This window comes from Cellulosimicrobium sp. Marseille-Q8652 (assembly GCF_965112045.1).
The window spans coordinates 825,060-844,721 of the sequence record NZ_CBCOPS010000001.1; the positions used below are offsets into that span (position 1 = coordinate 825,060).

Sequence of the window (19,662 nt, forward strand, 5' to 3'; positions counted from 1 at the left end):
GCAGGGGTGGTGTCGTGCTCACCGCGTGGTTCCACCGGTCCCGGTCCCGCCTAAACGGTTCGGTCCGTGCCCGACGCCGGTCGGTCGGCCCACGATGTCGGGGCACGCCGACCCGGGCGTGCGCCGCCGACAGAGACGAGGACGTCCGATGAGCCGCTCCGCTCCCCTGCCCGCCGCCGACGCCGCCCGCCCGCCGGGGTCGGGGCGGCTCGGGCCCGTCGTCGCGGCCCTCACCACCGCCGCGCTCCTCGCGGCGACCGCCGCCGCGGCGACCGCGACCGCGTGGTCCGCCGCAGCCGCGGAGGCCGACGAGCCGCCCGGCATCCACGTGGTCGACGGGCGGATCGCCGAGGCCGACGGCACCGACCTCGTGCTGCGCGGGGTCAACCACGCGCACACCTGGTACACGCACACCACCGACTCGTTCGCGGACATCAAGGCGGCGGGCGCCAACTCGGTGCGCGTCGTGCTGTCGAGCGGGGACCAGTGGACGCGCAACAGCCCCGAGGACGTCGCGAACGTCGTCGACCTGTGCGAGGAGAACCGCCTCGTGTGCATCCTCGAGGTGCACGACACGACGGGCTACGGCGACCAGTACGCGCCCGCCGCCGGGACGCTCGACCAGGCCGTCGACTACTGGGAGGACCTCTACCCGACGCTCGCCGGCACCGAGGACTTCGTCATGGTCAACATCGGCAACGAGCCGTTCGGCAACGACGCGACGGTCAACCAGCGCTGGGCGTCGGAGACGTCCGACGCGATCCAGCGCCTGCGCACCATCGGCTACGAGCACGCGCTGGTGGTCGACGCCCCGAACTGGGGCCAGGACTGGACCAACGTCATGCGCGCCGAGGCCGCCGGGGTGTTCGCGGCCGACCCCGACGCCAACACGGTCTTCTCCATCCACATGTACGGGGTCTACGCCGACCCGGCGACGGTCACGAGCTACCTCGAGCACTTCGTGGACGCCGGGCTGCCGATCATCGTCGGCGAGTTCGGCTGGCGGCAGACGTCGTCCGACGTGGACGAGGACGTCGTCCTCGCCGAGGCCGCCCGGCTCGACCTGGGCTGGCTCGCGTGGTCGTGGAGCGGCAACACCGACCCGTACCTCGACATGGTCCTGGGCTTCGACCCGGCGAACCCGAGCGCGTGGGGCACGCGCATCATCGACGGGCCGCAGGGCCTGCGGGAGACGGCGGTCGAGGCGTCCTGGTTCGACGGCGACGGCCCGACGGACCCGCCGACCGACCCGACGGACCCGCCGACCGACCCGGGCGAGGACGTGTGCACCGCGACGCTGCGGGTCACGGGCTCGTGGCCCGGCGGCTGGCAGGGCGAGCTCGTCGTGGCGGCCGGCGACGAGGCGATCGGCGACTGGACCGCGGCGTTCACGCTCCCGGCCGGTGTCGGCGTGGCCCAGCTCTGGGGCGGGGTGCACACCACCACCGCCGCCGGCGTCCAGGTGAGGAACGCCGCGTGGAACGGCTCGCTCGCCGCGGGCGGTTCGGCCACGGCCGGGTTCATCGGCTCGGGCACGGCGCCGAGCACGGCACCCGAGGTCGCCTGCACCTCGAGCTGACGCCGCTCGACCCTGCCGAACCCCGGGTTCTGCGCCGATCGGCGTCGTCCGTGACGCACGACCCGGGGTTCGGCGCGTCCGTCGGTGGAGCGACCCGCCGCGTTCGCGCCCACCGACCGGCGAGACCGTCGAGGTCGTCGGGGTCGGACTGGGTCGACGGGGTCGCGGGCTACCCTCACGAGGTGGCCACCTCCGACCGCGCCCTCCTGCTCGAGCAGCTCGACCTGCGCACCGACTGCTCGCGCTGCACGGGGCTGTGCTGCGTCGCGCTGACGCTCACGCGCTCGGCGGACTTCGCGATCGACAAGCCCGCCGGCGAGCCCTGCCCCCACCTGCGACAGGACTTCGGGTGCGCCATCCACGCCCGGCTCCGGTCGTCCGGGTTCCCCGGCTGCACGGCGTACGACTGCCTCGGTGCGGGGCAGCGCGTCACCGCGGCGGTGCGTGCGGAGCACGACGGCGGCACGTGGCGCGACGACCCCGCCGCCGCGCACGACGCGTTCGCCGCGCTCCCGGTCGCGACGCAGGTCCACGAGCTCCTCTGGTACCTCACCGAGGTCCTCACCCGACCCGACGCGGCGCCCGTGCACGACGACGCCCGCGCCGCGCTCGACACGACCTCGGCCCTCGCGACGCTCGCTCCGGCGGGCCTGCTCGCGCTCGACGTCGGTGCGGTGCGCCGCGCGGTGGGCCCGCTGATCGACCGGGCCAGCGCACTGGTGCGCGATGCTGCCGTCGGTCGTCGTGCCGGCGCCCAGCGTGACCGTCCATCGGCCACGCGCGACCGTCCGTCCGACACCGGCGGCGGCACCGGCACGGCCCCTCCGGCGGCGACCCTGCGCCGTCGGCTGCGACCCGGAGCAGACCTCGTCGGCGCGCAGCTCCGGGGCCTCGACCTCGCCGGTACCGACCTGCGGGGCGCCCTGCTGCTCGGCGCCGACCTGCGCGGGGCCACCCTCACCGCCGTCGACCTCCTGGGGGCCGACCTGCGCGGAGCGGACGTCCGCGGTGCCGACCTGTCCGGCGCGCTCTTCCTGCTCCCTGCCCAGGTCGGCGCGGCGCAGGGTGACGCCGCGACCCGGCTCCCGAACGAGCTCGGCCGGCCGTCGCACTGGACGTGAGCGCGACGGATCGGCAGCCGCCGCAGGGATCGGCGGCACGAGCCGCCGACCCGGGCACCGGGCGCCGGGCGTGGCTGGTCCCGCTGAACCGTCGCCGCCTCAGCGCCCGACGTCGCCGGTGCGCGGCAGCCGACCGACCCGTCCCGCGGCGGGCACGGCGACGACGAGGAAGGCCACGAGGAGCGCCGCCGCTCCCCACGCGAGCGCCGCGTACGACCACAGGGCGATCACGCCGCCCGCGAGGAGGCCGCCGACGGCGCCCCCGGCGTTCATCGAGAGGTCCGAGACGCCCTGCACCGCGGTCCGGGACGACGTGGGCGTCGCGTCCACGAGCAGTGCGGAGCCGGCGACGAGACCGCACGACCACCCGATGCCCAGCAGGACGAGCCCGACGGTCAGCCGCGCGGAGTCGTCGCTCGGCGCGCCCGCCACGACGACGGCGGCCGCGAGCAGGACGACGCCCCCGGCCACGAGGACGCGCGCGTGGCCGACCCGGTCGGCGAGCCACCCGATCACCGGGCTGAGCGCGTACATCCCGGCGATGTGCGCGCTGATGACGAGCCCGACGACCTGCAGCGTCGCCCCGCCGTGGTTCATGTGCACGGGCGTCATCGACATGAGCCCGACCATCACGAGGTGGCTCACGACGACCGCCCCGAGCGCGAGCCGCGCCGCGCCCGACGACCGCACCACCGCCCACCCGGCCCGGACGCCGCCCGCGGTGGGCCCGGGGGGCGGCACGGTGCCCGCGGGCGTGCGCGCCTCGGCGGCGACGTGCAGCGGGTCCGGGCGCAGCCACACCCACACGACGAGCGCGGCGGCGACGAACGCGACGGCCGCGAGGACGTAGGGCGCCGCCGTCGGCCCGGCGGCGCCCGTCGTGTCGTGGGCGGCGTGGCCGGTCGGCACGTCGCCGCCCTGTCCCACGCGGTCGGCGAGGCCGCCGAGCGTCGGCCCGAGGACCGAGCCGATCGTCGTGGCCCACACCACGACCGACAGGTCCGTCGCGCGGCGCTCCGGCGTGGCGAGGTCGGTCGCGGCGAACCGTGACGCGAGGCCGGCCGCGGAGCCCGCGCCGAAGAGGACCATCGCGACGACGAGCGCCGGCCACGACCCGACCGTCGTCGCGACCGCGGCCCCGACCGCCCCCACCGCGGCGAGCCCGAAGCCCGTGGTGAGCGAGCGCCGTCGCCCGTGGCGCGAGGCGAGGCGGGCGAGCGGCAGCGCCACGGCCGCCGCGCCCACGACGGCCGCGGTCTGCGTGAGGCCGGCCACGGCGTCGGAGCCGGACAGCTCGGACGCGATGAGCGAGCTCACCGCGATGCCCGTCGCGACCCCGACGCCTGCGAGCACCTGGCTCGCGGCGAGGGTCGCGACGGTCCGGCGCTGCGTGCGGGCGAGGTCGGGGCTGGTCGTCACGTGGCGACACTAGGGGCCGAGCGCCGCGCGTGCGAGCACCGGCCCGGGCCGCCGGCCGGCCCGCTCGTCAGCCCGCCGTCACGTCGTGGTCCGTGAACCGGTCCGTGAAGAGGTCACGGCCCGCGACGTCCCCGAGGTCGGTCCCCTCGGCGGCGAGCACCTCGACGAGGTCCGCGACGAAGCCGTCGACCCGTGCCATGTCGTACGTGCTCACCGACCCGTCGTCCTCCGGGGCGAGCAGACCCTCCTCGACGAGCGTCTCCGCGCTGTACGCGGCCTCGCCGGCCGAGTAGGGCGAGTAGGACCCGTCCTGCTCGACGACGTCCACGATGATCTCGTTCACCGCGTCCGGCGTCGCCGCATAGTCCGCGTTGGCCCGCTGGACCATGGGCACGAGCAGCTCGAGGCACGGTGCGAGCTCGTCGAGGCGGTCGGCGCGGACGGACACGTTGGACGCGTACACGTCGTAGCCGGCGTCCTTGACGTAGGCGAACCCGACCGGCTTCCCCCATGCCGGGGTCTCGTTCTGGTAGGTGTACGGCTCCGAGTTCCCGAAGCCCTGCTGCACGACGGTCGGGTCGCCGACGAACCGCGCGGGGTTGCCGTCGTAGCTCGTGTCGACCTGGTCGGCGTCGAGCAGGCCGTGCGCGACCATCCACGCGGGGTAGATCTGGTCCGCGGACACGACCACCGGAGCCCCGGACGCACGGACGTCCTCGATGTCGGTGAGCCCGGGATGGGACGCGGGGTCCCACATGAGGATCGCCGGGCTGTGCTTGAGCAGCGGCGCGACCCCGACGACGGGCGCCTCGGCCGCGGCCGCGACGAGCTGGTCGCCGTGCACGAGACCCAGGGTGATCGCGTCGTCGACGTACATCTGGGACGGCACCGACTGGAACCCGATCGCCGGACCGCCGGCGCGCAGCGTGAGCGCCACACCGGTGTCCTCGCCGCCGGAGACGAGCGGGCCGGTCACCGCGTGCTGCTCGGCGTCGACCGTCCACCCGTCGCCGAGCAGTCCGAACACGCCGCCCTGGTCGGACTGCGGCTGCCACTGGAGCTGGACGACGACCTCGCTGGGGCACGTCCCGGCGAGGACGCCGTCGCCCGACGCGGCGGCGGACTCGGACGCGTCGGCCGGGGAGCCCGGCTCGGTGGTGTCGCCGCACGCGGACAGGACGAGGAGGCCGGCGACCGCCGCCGGCAGCATGCCGACGCGCGTGCGGGAACGACCTGCGGGAAGGGTGCGGGCGGTGCGGGGCGTGACCATGGTGGCGCTCGCTCTCTGAGGGGGGCGTGACGACGCTCACTCTCCCGCTCGAACGATTACATGCAATGACGGGCAGATTTCGCCCTCGTTAAACCTCCGTCGCATCACGCACCACGGCTTGACGACACCGGGTGGGGCCCGATTACATGACATCACCGTCCAGCGACATCGCCAGGGACCGGACCTCCAGAGGGAGCACCATGACCGACACCTACGCACTCGCCGAGCTGCAGAAGGAGTCGAGGATGGGCGGCGTCGGCACCGAGAACGCCGATCGCACCATCCCGCGCATCGACCTGTCCGACTTCGAGGCGCGGCGCGCCGAGATCACCGAGGAGCTGTGGACCGCCGCGACGGAGATCGGCTTCTTCCAGCTCGTCAACCACGGCATCCCCCAGGACCAGGTGGACCGCGTCTTCGCCGAGGCGGCGCGGTTCTTCTCGCTGCCCGACGACGTCAAGTCTCGTTACCCGCTCCTGCCCGGGACGAACGCCGGGTGGGAGAAGCTCTCGCAGACGCGCCCTTCGGTGGGCACGCCGGACCAGAAGGAGTCCTTCCAGGTCACGCGTCCCTGCATGGAGGGCCTGTGGCCGGACGGCACCGAGCTCGCGGGCTTCCAGGAGTTCGTGCTCGGCTTCGAGGCGCAGTGCTGGGACCTCGCCATGCGCGTCCTGTCCTGCTTCGCCGAGAAGCTCGGGTTCGACCGGGACTTCTTCGCCCGCGCGCACGACCCGGAGTCCGCCGAGTACCAGTCGACCCTGCGGCTCATCCACTACCTGCCCGTCCCCGAGGAGCAGAAGGGCCGCCCCGGCGTCTGGCGCGCGGGCGCGCACACGGACTTCGACTGCCTCACGCTGCTGTTCCAGCGCGACGGCCAGGGCGGGCTGCAGGTGTGCCCGGGCCGTGACGCCGACGCGCAGGAGTGGACGCCCGTGACGCCGTCGGACGACGCGATCACGTGCAACATCGGCGACATGCTCATGCGCTGGAGCGACGACCGTCTCCTCTCCAACTTCCACCGCGTGAAGCTCCCGGGGGAGGGTGACTACACGGGGTCGCGCTTCTCCATCCCGTTCTTCGCACAGGCGAACCGCGACGTCCTCATCGAGCCGCCGCTCGGCACGTACCCGCCCATCACCGCGCACGACTACCTGCAGGAGCGGGTGCGCGCGAACTACCGCAAGGGCTGAGATGCAGGGCGCCGGCCTCGGTTACAGTGCCGCATGACCACCGCCGAGACCGGCGCCCTCCTCGCCGAGTCCGTGTACCGCGCGCTCGTCGACAAGATCTTCGACGGCGAGCTGCCACCCGGCGCACCGCTGAGCGTGCCGGCCCTCGCCGCGAGCCTCGACGTCAGCCGCAGCCCCGTCCGCGAGTCGGTCCAGCGCCTCATCCACGAGGGCCTCGCCGTGCACGTCCCGCACGCCGGGGCGCGCGTCCTGCGGCTCGACGAGGACGCGGTGCGCGACGTCCTCGCGGTCCGCGAGGTGCTCGACGGCCTCGCGGCCCAGGAGGCGGCGCGCCGCGCGTCGGCCGCCGAGGTGAGCGGCCTCGGCGGCCTCGTCGACCGTCAGGCGACGCTCCTCGACGAGCCGGCCGACCCCCTGCGAGACGCCCGTCTCGACGTCGAGCTCCACTCCCGCGTCCGCGAGCTCTCGGGCAACCGCCCGCTCGTCGACGCCCTGCGCCGCCTCGACGCCCAGGCGCACCTGTACACGTCGGGCATGTGGGCCGAGCGGACCAACCGCGCGCACGCCGTCGTCGAGCACCGCCGCATCGTCGAGGCCGTCGCAGCAGGCGACGCCGAGGGCGCCCGCGTCGCCGCGAGCGCCCACGTCGCCGCGATCGGCGTCCGCATGCGCCGCTGGCGCACCGCCCCCGACCCGGCGTCCTGACGCGCTGGCGGACGTCGGCCCCTGCGGAGGACGCCCGGGGCTACGCCGACCGACGCCGCGCCCGGGACGAGACGAGCTCGTCCGCAGAGACCGCGAGCCGGCGCCCGTCGGCGTGGGCCGCGCGCTCGATCCGCTCGGCGAGCTCGGCGTCGGCGCTCCGGGCGAGCGGCGTGGTCGCGCGTCCGTCGCGCGCGACGCACCGGCCGCCCACGTACGTCGCCCGCAGGTTGCGCAGGCCGCACGCGAGCACGTAGGTCGCGACGACGTCCCACACGGGCCCCGTGCTGGGTGAGCGGTGGTCCACGACCACGAAGTCCGCGAGCTTGCCGACCTCGAGGCTGCCGACGCGGTCGGCGACGCCCAGGACCTCGGCGGAGCCGAGCGTGTGCAGGCGCAGGACGTCGCGCGCGGACAGCACTCCCGCGTCCTGGTGCAGCGCGCGCTGCGTGTACAGACCCTGGCGCATGTTGGCCCACGGGTCGGAGATGTCGGTGCAGGACTGGTCGTCGAGGCCGACGCCGACCTGGATGCCGGCGCGGCGGTACCGCACGACGTCGGCGAAGCCCGACCCGAGCCGGCCGTTCGAGGTCGGCTGCCACACGACCGAGCTGCCGGCTGCGGCGACGCGCTCGATCATCGCGTCGGTGGGGTGGACGAAGTGACCGAGGAGGAGGTCCGGCCCGAGCGCACCGGCCTGCTCGTACCAGGCGAACTTCGCACGCTGCACGTCGAGGCCCTCGGCCGTCTCGACGAAGTGCGCCTGGTCCGTGAGGCCGTGCTCACGCATGACGTGCACCTCGAGCTCGGCCGTGCGGGGCGCGCTCGCCCACTGCACGGCGCCCATGACGGACACGCCGAGACGCTGGTCGCGACCCGCGCGCTCGGGGGCGCGCGCGGCGTCGACCATGCGGGCGAACCGCGTGAGCACCTGCTCCTCGGGACCGGCCTCGTCGTCGAGCCGGATGGCGTGGACGGCGCGCAGCCCGGCGTCGACGCTGCCGTCCATCTGGCGTGTCGTGTACTCGTCGGGGTGGACACGGCCGAGGACGTTGCGCGCGGTCGCGGGGTCGTAGAGCCACGTGACGCCGGACTGCATGAAGTTGTACGCGCTCGTCACGCCGTTCGCGAGGAAGTCCATCGACCCGTGGAGCGTCGCCCAGTACATGTCCTCGGCGTCGGTGTGGCGGAAGAGCTCCATCATGGAGCGCACCCAGGGATACAGCGTGGCGTCGGGCGCGATGCCGCGCAGCCCGGACGTGAAGAGGTGCGAGTGCGCGGACACGAAGCCGGGCGCGACGATCGCGCCCTGCGCGTCGAGCACGGGCGACGTCTCCCACCCGGGCGGGGGCTCGCCAGGTCCGGTGCCGGTGATGCGGCCGTCGTCGCCGACCTGGAGCCAGCCGAAGTACCACTCGGGGCCGTCGTCGGAGCCGGGCAGGACCAGCGCGTCGACGACGGTCAGCGCGGGTGCGGGCATGGGGGTCATGGGTGGCGGGCTCCGTCCGTCGCGAGGGTTGCGGTGGTGGGACCGGTCGCAGGGCCGGTCGAGCGCCCGAGGCCGGGAGGCACGACGAAGAGCCCGTGCGGGTCGAGGCGTGCGTGGAGCGCGCGGACGCGCTCCGCCCCGCCCTCGGTCCAGCAACGGACGAGTCGTTCCGGGGTGCGGCGCACGTCGGTCTCGCCCACGTAGTGGCCGGTCGTGAGGTCGGCGAGCGGCGCGAGGGCGCGGGTCGGCCACGCGAGGTTCGCCTCGTCCTCGACGCCCGGCTCCCACGTCGCGTAGGCCGCGACGGTGAGCGTGCCGAGCGGTCGGTGCAAGGGCTGCGACGGCGCGGGCCGGTCGGGCGGGACGGACCGCCGGTACGACGCCGAGCTGACGATCACGCTCGACGTGACCGACGGCGCGTGGCGGAGCCCCGAGGCCAGGCGCGGCAGGACGTCGGCGTACCCGGCGGTCGTCCACGCCTGCTGGGCCACGCAGCCTGGTCGGACCGGCCCGGCCGGCCCGTCCGGCCCCATCGGCACCGTGTCGGCACGCAGGAGACCGGGGATGCTCGTCGCGCTGCGCACGACGGCGGTCGCCGCCGCGGGCAGCGGGCCGTCGAGGGGACCGAGCAGGGCGTCGGCGTGCGCGGCGTCGTGCCCGAACGCGGTGAGGTTCGCGACGACGGCCGGGGTCCCGCCCGCCCCCGGGACGAGCACGAGCGTGAGCTCGGCCTGCGGTGCGACGACGCGCGCGAGCGCGTCCGCCCAGGCGCCGACGTCCGTGAGCCCGGCCCGGCCGTCGTCGCCGGCGCCGCGGGGCCTCAGGTGGACCGTGCGGCGTCGGACCACGGGCTCGGGCCACAGACGCAGCCGGAAGCGCGTCACGACGCCGGGGAAAGCAGGGCCCGCGCCGCGCAGCACCGCGAAGGCCTCGGGGTCGTGCTGCGCGTCGACCTCCACGACGCGCCCGTCGGCGAGCACGACCTGCGCGCCGACGACCGACTCGCACGCGCTCCCCCACTCCCCCTGGTTCCAGCCGTTGCCGCCCGCGAGCAGGAAGCCGCCGAGACCGACGCTCGCCCTGTGGCCGACGGGGAACGCGAACCCGGTCCCGTCGAGCGCGGCGGCGAGCGCGAGGGACGTGGTCCCGGGCCCGACGTCCGCCGTGCCCGACGCCGTGTCGACCGCCACGTGGTCCAGCCGCGAGACGTCGAGGGCGAGGGCCCCGTCGCGCAGCGCGGTGAAGGCCGTGCCGTGGCCGCCCGACCGGACGGTGACGCCGATCCCGCGGCCGCGCGCACGGGCGATCGCGGCCACGACGTCGTCGACGCCGCGCGCCTGCACCACGAGCGACGGCCGGTCCGCGGGGACGACGCCGGAGACCGCCAGCCCACGACGGACCCGTTCGTAGCCGGCGTCGGCCGGCACGACCGTCGGAGGGCCCGGGACGGGAGATACGACAGGCAGGGCAGGTACGGCAGGCACGGTCACGCGGACGCCCCGGGCGGGAGGAGGCGGTGGTACGCGCGGTCGAAGTGGACGAGCGCGCTCACGGCGCCGGCGGCGCCGGACCCGTCCGTCCCGCCGGCCGTGCCGCGGTGGACCTCGGTGACCCGCCCGAGCAGGAGGACGTGGTCGCCCGCGTCGACCTCCTGCCACGTGTCGCACTCGAGCGCGTAACGGGCGTCGGCCGCCAGCACGGGGATGCCGTGCCGCCCGGGCCGCACGTCGAGCCCGGCGAACTTGTCCGCCGCCTTGGAGGCGAACACGGAGGCCGTGCGCTCGCGGTCGTGGTGCAGCACGTGCAGCACGAACGCGCGCGCGTCCCGCAGGGTCCGGAGGGTGCGGCTCGTCCGGCCGACGCCGACCGCGACGAGCGGCGGGTCGAGGCTCACGCTCATCACGGCGGTGGTCGTCAGTCCGGCGGGTTCGCCACCGGCCGTCGTCGTCACCACGCACACCCCGCTCGCCAGCCCGGCCATCGCGTCGCGGAAGCCGTCGGCGACGGCCTCGGGAGGCGATGTTGATGTCATCAACATGCGTCCATCGTCTGCCTCCGATGTTTCGCTCGCGTCACACCGGCGCACGGAGTCTGTTACGGCTCGCACGACCCCGCGCCGGACGCCCTCGACGGGGTCGCGCGCTCCCCTACCATCGAGCCATGGCCGCCACCAGCGACGACGCCCCCGCTGCGCCCGACGGTGCCGGAAGGTCGCCGGACCCCCTCGACCGCTCCGTCGAGCGCCTGGGGCAGAGGATCCGCACGCTGCGCCACGCCCACGGGCTCACGCTCGTCCAGCTCGCGGAGGCGACGGACCTGTCGCACTCGTTCCTCAGCCAGGTGGAGCGCGGCCGCGCGCGGCTGAGCATGTCGTCGCTGTTCCGGGTCGCGACGACGCTCGGCACGACGCAGCAGGTGCTGCTCGCCGAGGCGACGACGCCTGCGGCGGGCGCGTCGCCCGTCCTGCGCCGCACGGACGAGGCGTCGGCGACCGCCGGGGGCGGCACCGTGCGCGCGCTCGCTCCCGCGGGCGACCGGCCGTTCGACCCGCTCGAGTACACGGGGACGTCGCAGGACCCCGGCGAGTACTGGGTGCACGACGAGGACGAGTTCGCCTACGTCGTCGAGGGGCGCGTGCTGCTCGACCTCGACGGCGTCGTCGACCTGCTCGAGCCGGGCGACTCCGTGTTCTACCTCCGTGGGACCGGGCACCGCTGGGCGAGCGCCGACGGCGGCCCGTACCGGCTGCTCGTGGTCAAGCAGCGACTCGCTCGACGCGACGCGTGAGCACGCGAGCGACCTCGCGCTCGTCGGCCGTGACGAGGCGCCCGTCGCGCACGACCACCCGTCCACCGACCACGACGTGCCGCGGTCGGCGACCCGGCGACGCCCACAGCAGCCCGGCGACGGGGTCGGCCACGCCCGCGTCCGCGACGCCGGAGACGTCCCACACGCACAGGTCTGCGGCGGAACCGGGGCGCAGCCGCCCCAGCTCGGGACGACCGAGCCCGTCGGCCGATCCCGCGGTCGCGGCGTCGAGCACCTCGCGCGCCGCGAGCTGACGGCCCGCGAGCGCCGACACCTGCATCGCGAGCCGCGCGTCGGCGAGCAGGTGCCCCGCGTCGTTGGACCCGCCGCCGCTCGTCCCGAGACCGACGCGCACGCCCGCCGCGAGGAGACGCGCGACCGGCGCGACGCCCCAGCCCATCGGCACGTCGCACCCGGGCGCATGGGTCGCGCTCGCGCCGGACGCCGCGACGCGCGCGATCTCGTCCCCGGTCACGTCGCAGAGGTGCGCGACCGTGACGTCGGGCGCGAGCCACCCCCAGTCGGCGAGCAGGTCGAGAGGCCGCCGGCCGTAGCGCTCCAGCGCGACCGCGACGTCCACCTGCTCGTTGGCCTGCGTGCGCCGGCGCAGCCCGCGGCGTGCCGCGACCTCGCCGAGCAGGCGGAAGGTCGTCTCACCGTCGCTGTGCACGCCCGCCGGCCCGACGGCGACCTGGACGCGGCCGTCCGGGCGCACGCCCCCGGGGCTCGCGCCGACGAGCGCGGCGGCGATGGCGTCGGCGCTCAGGGCGGCCCGCTCGGCGTCGTCACCGGCCGTCCCGCGGACGAGCACGAGCCGGGCCCCGACCTCGTCCGCGGCAGCCGCCGCGGCGCGCGCGAGGTCGACGGACCCCTCGACGTCGACGTGCGCGGGCCACGTCAGGTGGTGGTCCGCGACGGTCGTGACGCCGCACAGGAGCGCCTCGGCGAGCCCGGCTCGCGCCGCCGCGCCGACGAGCTCGGCGTCGACGTGCGCGCGCTCGTACGCCGCGGCCATCGCGGGCAGCCAGTCGCGCATCGGCACCCCGCGCGTGCCGGGAAGGGTCCGGAACGCCGTCTGCAGCAGGTGGTGGTGGGCGTTGACGAGCCCGGGCGTGACCACGCACCCCGTCGCGTCGAGCCGCTCCACCGCCGGCCCGGCCGCACCGCCCCGGCCGACGTCGGGCCCGACGTCTCGCGCGGCGTCGGCTCCGACCGCGACCACCCGCCCGGCGGCGTCGACCACGACGTCCCCGCCCGGCTCGGGTCCCGCCCTGCCCGGACCGCCCGGGCCGGTCCGTACGGCGAGCGCGCCGGTGACGACGAGGCTCATGCCCGGTCGCGCGCGACGAGCCCGGCCGCGCCGTCGGCGGGGGTCGTGAAGCGGGACGCCTCGACGAGCGTGCGCGCGAGCTGACCCACGGCGTGCTCGAACATCTCCTTGCCGGCCTCCGCGCTCGCGCCCGTCGGGTCGCCCACGTGGCCGTCGGGGCCGAAGTCGCTGGACAGCCACCCGAACGAGACGGCCTTGCCGAACCCGATCTGCTCGTAGGCGAGCATCTCCTCGGGCACGCGGCGTACGGCGAGCTCCAGGTGCACGAGCTCGGGGCGCAGGTGCAGCATGAGCGACGTCTCGCCGTGGCCGCCGTGCACGCCCAGACCGTGCTCGTCGCCGTGGGCAGGCGCGCCGCCCTGGTCGCGCGGCGTCGCGACGTGCGCGAGGAACGTCCGCAGCCCGAACCGGCGTCGCAGCTCGCGGTTCGCCACCTGGGCCAGTGCCGAGTTCCCGCCGTGGCCGTTCACGAGCACGAGGCGCTCGATGCCCGACGCCGCAAGCGAGCGCCCGACGTCGACCAGCACCCGCATGAGCGTGTCCCAGGACAGCCAGACGGTCCCGGGGAACCCGGCGTGCTCGTCCGACTTCGTGTACGCGAGCCCGTCGAGGAGGACGACCGACGCCTCGCCCGACGCCGTCACCGTCTCGACCGCCGCGGCCGCGGTCTCGCTCGCGGTGACGTAGTCGGTCGAGACGGGCAGGTGCGGCCCGTGCTGCTCGACCGCGCCCAGCGGCAGGACGGCGACCGTGCCCGCCGGGAGGGCCGCGACCTCGGGCCAGGTCATGTCGAGGAACCGGGGTACGCGGGGCGCCATCAGCGAACCCCGATGTTCAGGCGCGTGTCCGCGGGCGGGTCGTCGACGAGCTTGCCCGGGTTGAGCAGGCCCTTCGGGTCGGTCGTGCGCGCGGTCTCGCGCGCGAGCTCCACGTTGCGGTCGACGTACCACTGGTGCGGCGAGTGCACCCCGAGCCCGAGCGCCTCGAGGCGCGGGATCCCGGCGAGCACCTCCTCCTCCGACACGTAGTCCGCCACGACCATCGCGAGGGGCGCGTGCCCCATGAGCTCGACGTGGAGGTGGACGTCGCCGTCGTAGACCGCGCGGACGTCGTCCGGGGCGTCCCAGTGCGCGAGCCCGCCGGTCTCCATGTGGAACCACGAGCGGTCCGGGTGCGCCTTCTGCAGGAAGTAGACCGGGTGGTTGTAGGACATCGACGAGAGCTTGTCGGTCTCCGCGTAGTCCGCGAGGCTCGCGACGACGGCGCCCCCTGCCGCCACGACGGCGGCCTCGACGTCGGTCACGGTCGACGCCTCCGCGATCACGCGCAGGCTGAACCGGTCGGGGTCGAGCGGGACCGACGCCGGGAGGCTGGGCACCAGCGCGGGCGGGTCGGCCGACGCGAGACGTGGCAGGACCGGCAGGTCGAGGAGCGCACGGTGCACGCTCGTCATCGACGCCCAGCCGTCGAACGCCGCGTAGATCGCGACCCAGTCGCGCGCCGGGTCCGTGGCGATCTCGACCTCGACGACGACGCCGGTCACGCCGTACACGTGGACGTAGGGCGCGACGTCGGGACCGCTGACCGTGAAGGTCGTCCCGCTGCCGTCCATGGGGGCGACGGTCAGCGACAGCACGAAGCCGTCCGTCGTCGACCCGTGCTCGATGGTCCCCGTCCCGGCGGAGCCGCCGCCGACGAACCCGCCGATCGTCGACCCCTTGGTCGACGGGTAGATCCAGATGTCGCGGCCCGCGGCCCGTGCGGCCACGTCGATCGCGGTGATCTTCGCGCCCGCGCCAGCAGTGACCGACCCCGAGTCGTTCACCCGGACCGTGTCCAGGCCGCGCAGGTCGAGGACGAGCCCGCCGTCGAACGGCGTCGCCTGCCCGTAGTTGCCGGTGCCCGCCCCGCGCGGGGTCACCGGTACGTCGTGCTCGTACGCGACCCGCAGGACCTGGGCGACCTCGTCGGCGGTCCGGGGCCGCACCACCGCGTCCGGCAGGTAGCGCCCCGCGGGCACCTTCTCCTGGAGGACCGGGGACATGCGCGACCAGTCGGAGGAGGCCTTGAGGAGCAGCTCGGCGTCGGTGGAGACGACGTCCGGGCCGAGCAGCTCCGCGACCTGTGCCGCCGCGAGCGCGGAACGGGCCGCGACGGTGTCCTGGGGAGTGCCGGCGGGGCCGCCGGCGGCGGTGCTCGTCGTGCTCGTCATGTGTGCGCTCCTCAGCTGCCCATCGAGACGGAGTCGTCGATGAACTCGTTCGTGTACAGGGTCTCGGGGTCGATGTCCGCGGACGCGATCTGGCCCGCGTCGACGAGGATCGGGCCGAACGTGTCGACGATCTCGCTCATGCGCTCCGGGTCGATCTGGCCGAACACGCCCGACGCCGGGTCGTCGGTCACGAGCCCGAGGTCCTTCTGCGCCTGGACCGAGAAGTCCGCGACCCCGAGCGAGTACGTCCACCCGGTCTGGTACTGGTCGACGAGGTCCACGATCAGCTCGTTCGCCGCGGCAGGGTCCTCGAGGTAGTCGATCTGCGACTGCTGCATGATCGGGACGAGCTTCGCGAGGCAGTCGGCGTTCTCCTCCAGCGTGTCGGCGCGCACCGTGAGCGCCTCGGGGTAGACCGAGTAGCCCACGTCGGCGAGGAGCTGGTAGCCCACCGGCTTCGCCCACTGCGGGATCTCGTTCTCGTAGATGTACGGCTCGGCCGTCGCGAAGCCCTGCTGCAGGATGCTCGGGTCGGAGACGAACCGCTGCGGCGTCCCCTCGTAGCTCAGGTCGATCTGGGACTCGGTGATGATGCCCTGCGACTCGAGCAGGCGCGGGAACACGTCGCCGGACGACACGAGCGGGTCGCCGCCGGCGGCCGCCTCCTCGATCGTGGTGGCGCCGTCGTGGCTCTCGGGGTCCCACATGACGATCTGCGGGCTGGTCGTGAGCTGCGACGCGACGGCGACCACAGGGTTGTCGGCGAGAGCCGTGATCTGCGCGTCGGTCGTGACCGCGCCCAGCATGATCGAGTCGTCGAGGTACATCAGGGACGGCACGGGCTGGAAGTTGACGTTCGGCCCGCCCGGCCGCACCTCGACGTCCACGCCCGTGTCGACGCCCTGCGCGACGAGCGACCCGGTGACCGACTTGGTGTCCGTGTCCACGGTGTAGTCCGCCCCGACGAGCGCGTACATCGCGCCGTGCTCGGACTCGGGCTGCCAGTCCTGCTGCATGACGACGGTCGCGGGGCACACGTCCGACAGGTCGAGCGGTCCGCCGGCCTCGGCGGCTTCGACGTCGAGCTCGTTCCCGGCGGCGGGGTCGCCGCCGGCGTCGCCGCTGCTGCACGCGGCGAGGGCGACCAGCGGGAGGAGGGACAGCGCGGTGAACGCGGCGCGACGGGGACGCGAGAGGGTCATCGAGTGCTCCAGTGCTGGGAGGGACCGGTGGGAGACGCGGCGGGTGGTGGGGGTGGTGCGGGCGAGACGCGAGGGCGAGGGGGCCGGTCAGCGTCCGGCCGTGCCGTACCAGCGGCCGATGACGGCCCGGTCCAGCGCGGCGAAGACGGAGAACACGACGACGCCGAACAGCGCGGTGAGGATGATCGCCATGAACAGGGCGTCCATGTTCAGCCGCAGCGTGTAGGTGCGCAGGAGACCGCCGATCCCCGGCGACCCCTGCTGGAAGAAGAAGTCGCCGACGATCGCGCCGATGACGCTCAGACCGGCGGCGTTGCGCAGGCCCGTGAAGATCGAGGGCAGGGCGGCGGGGAACTGGAGCTTGAAGAGCCGCTGCGCGCGCGTCGCCTTGTTGAGCGTGAACAGGTCGTGCGCGGCGGCGCCGGCCGACTGCAGCCCGAACAGCGTGTTCGAGATCATCGGGAACAGCGCGATGATCACGCAGACGACGATGCGCGCGCTGAACCCGTACCCCATCCAGATCCCGATGAGCGGGGTGAGCGCGAGGATCGGGATGGTCTGGAGGATGACGGCGTACGGGTAGAGGATCTTCTCCGCCCACCCCGACTGCACCATGACGACCGCGTAGCCGATCCCGAGGACCACGGCGATCGCCAGGCCGCACAGCGCGACACCGACGGTCTGCCACAGCGCGTCGAGCATGGGGCCCATGACGTTCGGGTTCCCGAGCGTGCTCGTGAGCACCTCGTGCACCGGGGGCAGGAGGAACTGGCGTTCCGCGCTCAGCACGACGTAGCTGACGAGGTACCAGACGGCGACGATCCCGCCCAGCGCCGCGAGCACCGGCCCGACCTTTCCGAGCACGGCCGACGTGCGGGACCGTCCGCGCCCCTCGCTCCGAGCAGCCGTCCGTGTCGCCGGAGCCGGGATCCGCGCGCCGGCGGGCCCGTCGGCGGGCGTGGTCGCGGCGGTGGCGGACGGTGGTGCGGACGGCTGCGCGCCGTCGGGCGCCGGGGACGGCGCGGTGCGGCGGGTCGTGCGGACGTGCTCCGACGTGGGCTGTGACGTGGGCATGGTGGCCTCCTGCGGTCCGGTCGCGCGGACCGGCGGGTCAGTGGGCGGGTTCACGGTGGGAGCGCTCACGAGTGCTCCCCGAGGGCGGCGGACACCTCGCCGGTCAGCGCGGCGAACTCCGCCTCGAAGCGCAGCTCGGGCGGGCGGGGGTAGGACCACGGGACGGGGATGTCCGCGACGACACGGCCCGGGCGACCGCTCATCACGAGGACCCGGGTGGAGAGGTAGACGGCCTCGGACACCGAGTGCGTGATGAAGAGCCCGGCGAACTCCTTGAGGGCGAACAGTCGCTGGAGCTCGGTCTGCAGGTGCAGCCGGGTGATCTCGTCGAGCGCGCCGAACGGCTCGTCGAAGAGCGCGAGGTCGGGCTCGGCGACGAGCGCCCGGGCGATCGAGACGCGCATGCGCATGCCGCCCGACAGCTGGCGCGGGTGCTGCTTCTCGAAACCCGTGAGCCCGACGAGGTCGAGCGCCTCCTGCGCGGCGCGTCGCCTGTCCGCCTTCCCGACCCCGCGCAGCTCGCCGACGAGCTCGACGTTGCGCAGCGCGCTGCGCCACTCGAGGAGCGTCGCCTCCTGGAAGACGTAGGAGGTCGAGTGCGCGTTGACCTCGATGCTGCCGCCGGTCACGTCGTCGAGCCCGGACGCGAGCCGCAGCAGCGTGGACTTGCCGCAGCCGGACGGCCCGACGACGGAGACGAACTCCCCCGCCGAGACGCTCAGGCTCACGTCCTCGAGCGCGACGGTGCCGGTGGCGAACTCCTTGGTCACGTCGTCGAGCACGAGCGTGCGCGTCATGGAACGGGGTCGCGTGGTCGTGGTGCTCACTGGTGTCACCTCACGAGCTGGTCGGGGCGGTGGGCCGCGGGCGCGGCGGACCGGGCGTAGGGGTCGAAGGGCCGGGTCCCGGGGTCGTGGAGCGCGACGGTGCGCGTGACGCGCGTGTCCGCGACCACGCGCCCGCCGCTCAGGACGACGCGTGCGTGCTCGCCACCGGCGAGGACCTCCCCGAGCGTGGCGTCGGGGACGAGGACGAGGTCGGCGCGATCCCCCACCGCCACGCCGGCCGACGGCAGGCCGAGCACGGTGCGGGCGCCCGCGGTGACGGCGTCGAGCGCCTCGCGGGCCGTGAGGTGCGCGGTCGTCATGAGGAGGGACGTCGTCTCGAAGGGGTCGCAGGTGCCCACGGGGTTGAAGGGGTCGCGGACGTTGTCGGCCCCGGCGGCCACGGGGACGCCGGCGTCGATCAGCGCACGCACGGCGGTGAGCCCGCGCGGGGCCAGGTGCGTGGCGTCGCGACCCTGGAGGTACAGGTTCGTGATCGGGAGCGTGACGACCCCGAGCCCGGCCCTGGCCACCAGGTCGACGAGCGGGCCGAGCCGTCCGGGCGGCAGCGCACCGAGCCGGACGGCGTGGCTCGCCGTGACGCGCTGCTCGAGGCCGCGGGCGATGACCTGGAGCGCGACGTCCTCGACGTCGAGGAGCCCGCCCTCCGGGAGGGTGGTCTGCTCGTCGGCGTGCAGGTCGACCGGGAGCCCGGTGCGTTCCGCGAGGTCCAGGACACGCCGGATCTCGACCGCCGGGTCGGGCGCGAGGTGGGGGCAGCCGCCCAGGACGTCGACACCGCGAGCCACGGCCTCCGCGTAGACCGCGTCGCTCGTGTGGGAGCCGCCCAGCAGGCAGACCTGGAGCGTGACGGAGCCCGCGAGCTCGTCCCGCAGACCGAGCAGGGCGTCCAGCATGCGCAGCGGGTCCCCGACCGCGGGCGCGTCGACGTGGGTGCGGATCGTCGTGATGCCCCGCGCGACGTAGCGCTCGACGGCGCGCCGCGCCCGGTCGGCCACGTCGGCACCGTCGATGCCGGGTGCGAGCTCGCGCCAGCGCGCGACGGCGCCGACGAGGTCCTCGCCCGCACCGGCGTCGAGCCGAGAGGCGGTGAGGGTCTTGTCGAGGTGCGCGTGCGGCTCGCACGCGGCGGGCAGCGCGAGCCAGCCGCCGGCGTCGAGGCACAGCCCAGGTACAGCGCCCGTGTCCCGGCTCGCGGTGTCCGAGACCGCGACGACGCGGCCGTCGGCGATCCGGACGTCGACCGTGCGGCCGTCCACCGTCCGGACCCCGAGCACGCCGGTGACGTCCGCGCCCGCGAGCGTCGCGGCGCCGTCGGGCGCGCCGACCGGAAGGACTGCTGCCTCGTCGTGGTGCACACCGCCTCCTCTCCGTCCCGTGGACGATCTGGCCGAAAATGTTGATCAGAGGAACATCGAGAA

At 74.9% G+C, this 19,662-nt stretch carries 17 protein-coding genes; 5 read left to right on the plus strand and 12 right to left on the minus strand.

What is annotated here, in order from left to right; all coding sequences use genetic code 11:
- Positions 1-148 precede the first annotated feature (148 nt).
- Both ACWPWV_RS03550 and ACWPWV_RS03555 read left to right on the plus strand, forming a co-directional pair.
- The gene (locus tag ACWPWV_RS03550; RefSeq protein ID WP_454041579.1) at positions 149-1,579 is read left to right on the plus strand and encodes a cellulase family glycosylhydrolase; all 1,431 of its coding nucleotides are present in this window, start codon (positions 149-151) and stop codon (positions 1,577-1,579) included.
- 182 nt (positions 1,580-1,761) lie between these two features.
- Entirely contained in the window at positions 1,762-2,700 is a 939-nt protein-coding gene (locus ACWPWV_RS03555) for a pentapeptide repeat-containing protein (protein ID WP_454041580.1), read from the plus strand.
- 99 nt (positions 2,701-2,799) lie between these two features.
- Here ACWPWV_RS03555 and ACWPWV_RS03560 read toward each other — a convergent pair whose 3' ends face one another.
- Both ACWPWV_RS03560 and ACWPWV_RS03565 read right to left on the minus strand, forming a co-directional pair.
- Complete coding sequence (locus ACWPWV_RS03560) at positions 2,800-4,119, minus strand: MFS transporter (RefSeq protein WP_454041581.1); 1,320 nt, start codon at positions 4,117-4,119, stop codon at positions 2,800-2,802.
- A 67-nt stretch (positions 4,120-4,186) separates the two neighbouring features.
- The gene (locus ACWPWV_RS03565) at positions 4,187-5,389 is read right to left on the minus strand and encodes a hypothetical protein (RefSeq protein ID WP_454041582.1); all 1,203 of its coding nucleotides are present in this window, start codon (positions 5,387-5,389) and stop codon (positions 4,187-4,189) included.
- Between the two features lie 200 nt (positions 5,390-5,589).
- On the opposite strand from ACWPWV_RS03565, the gene ACWPWV_RS03570 reads away from it, so the two are divergent.
- Both ACWPWV_RS03570 and ACWPWV_RS03575 read left to right on the plus strand, forming a co-directional pair.
- Complete coding sequence (locus ACWPWV_RS03570; protein WP_454041583.1) at positions 5,590-6,579, plus strand: isopenicillin N synthase family dioxygenase; 990 nt, start codon at positions 5,590-5,592, stop codon at positions 6,577-6,579.
- 33 nt (positions 6,580-6,612) lie between these two features.
- Positions 6,613-7,284 (plus strand): GntR family transcriptional regulator, encoded by a 672-nt coding sequence (locus ACWPWV_RS03575; protein ID WP_454041584.1) that lies wholly within the window; start codon positions 6,613-6,615, stop codon positions 7,282-7,284.
- A gap of 40 nt (positions 7,285-7,324) precedes the next feature.
- Here the strand turns inward: ACWPWV_RS03575 and ACWPWV_RS03580 are convergent, their stop codons facing one another.
- From ACWPWV_RS03580 to ACWPWV_RS03590, 3 genes are read right to left on the minus strand one after another with little or no spacing between them, the layout of a single operon-like run.
- Entirely contained in the window at positions 7,325-8,770 is a 1,446-nt protein-coding gene (locus tag ACWPWV_RS03580; RefSeq protein WP_454041585.1) for an amidohydrolase family protein, read from the minus strand.
- The gene (locus ACWPWV_RS03585; RefSeq protein WP_454041586.1) at positions 8,767-10,197 is read right to left on the minus strand and encodes an FAD-binding oxidoreductase; all 1,431 of its coding nucleotides are present in this window, start codon (positions 10,195-10,197) and stop codon (positions 8,767-8,769) included. Before ACWPWV_RS03585 ends, ACWPWV_RS03580 begins: the two co-directional genes overlap by 4 nt.
- Positions 10,198-10,256: 59 nt before the next feature.
- On the minus strand, positions 10,257-10,802 hold the full coding sequence (locus ACWPWV_RS03590) for a flavin reductase family protein (RefSeq protein WP_454041587.1): 546 nt from the start codon (positions 10,800-10,802) through the stop codon (positions 10,257-10,259).
- 128 nt (positions 10,803-10,930) lie between these two features.
- On the opposite strand from ACWPWV_RS03590, the gene ACWPWV_RS03595 reads away from it, so the two are divergent.
- Entirely contained in the window at positions 10,931-11,557 is a 627-nt protein-coding gene (locus ACWPWV_RS03595; protein ID WP_251152456.1) for a helix-turn-helix domain-containing protein, read from the plus strand.
- Here the strand turns inward: ACWPWV_RS03595 and ACWPWV_RS03600 are convergent.
- The 7 genes from ACWPWV_RS03600 to ACWPWV_RS03630 all read right to left on the minus strand — a co-directional run bounded on the left by ACWPWV_RS03600 (position 11,526) and on the right by ACWPWV_RS03630 (position 19,599).
- Positions 11,526-12,908 carry an amidohydrolase family protein gene (locus ACWPWV_RS03600; RefSeq protein WP_454041588.1) on the minus strand — a complete coding sequence of 461 codons (1,383 nt, stop codon included), beginning with the start codon at positions 12,906-12,908 and terminating at the stop codon, positions 11,526-11,528. The two genes, ACWPWV_RS03595 and ACWPWV_RS03600, sit on opposite strands and share 32 nt — an antisense overlap.
- Positions 12,905-13,696 (minus strand): creatininase family protein, encoded by a 792-nt coding sequence (locus ACWPWV_RS03605; RefSeq protein WP_454041589.1) that lies wholly within the window; start codon positions 13,694-13,696, stop codon positions 12,905-12,907. The genes ACWPWV_RS03600 and ACWPWV_RS03605 overlap by 4 nt, the downstream gene beginning before the upstream one ends.
- A 29-nt stretch (positions 13,697-13,725) precedes the next feature.
- Entirely contained in the window at positions 13,726-15,120 is a 1,395-nt protein-coding gene (locus ACWPWV_RS03610; protein ID WP_454041590.1) for an FAD-binding oxidoreductase, read from the minus strand.
- 11 nt (positions 15,121-15,131) lie between these two features.
- Positions 15,132-16,322 carry a hypothetical protein gene (locus tag ACWPWV_RS03615; protein WP_454041591.1) on the minus strand — a complete coding sequence of 397 codons (1,191 nt, stop codon included), beginning with the start codon at positions 16,320-16,322 and terminating at the stop codon, positions 15,132-15,134.
- Positions 16,323-16,409: 87 nt separating this feature from the next.
- Complete coding sequence (locus ACWPWV_RS03620; protein WP_454041592.1) at positions 16,410-17,396, minus strand: ABC transporter permease subunit; 987 nt, start codon at positions 17,394-17,396, stop codon at positions 16,410-16,412.
- Positions 17,397-17,461: 65 nt separating this feature from the next.
- Positions 17,462-18,223, minus strand: a complete 762-nt coding sequence (locus ACWPWV_RS03625; RefSeq protein ID WP_454041593.1) for an ABC transporter ATP-binding protein — start codon at positions 18,221-18,223, stop codon at positions 17,462-17,464.
- Between the two features lie 5 nt (positions 18,224-18,228).
- Complete coding sequence (locus ACWPWV_RS03630; protein ID WP_454041594.1) at positions 18,229-19,599, minus strand: amidohydrolase family protein; 1,371 nt, start codon at positions 19,597-19,599, stop codon at positions 18,229-18,231.
- Between the last annotated feature and the right edge of the window lie 63 nt (positions 19,600-19,662).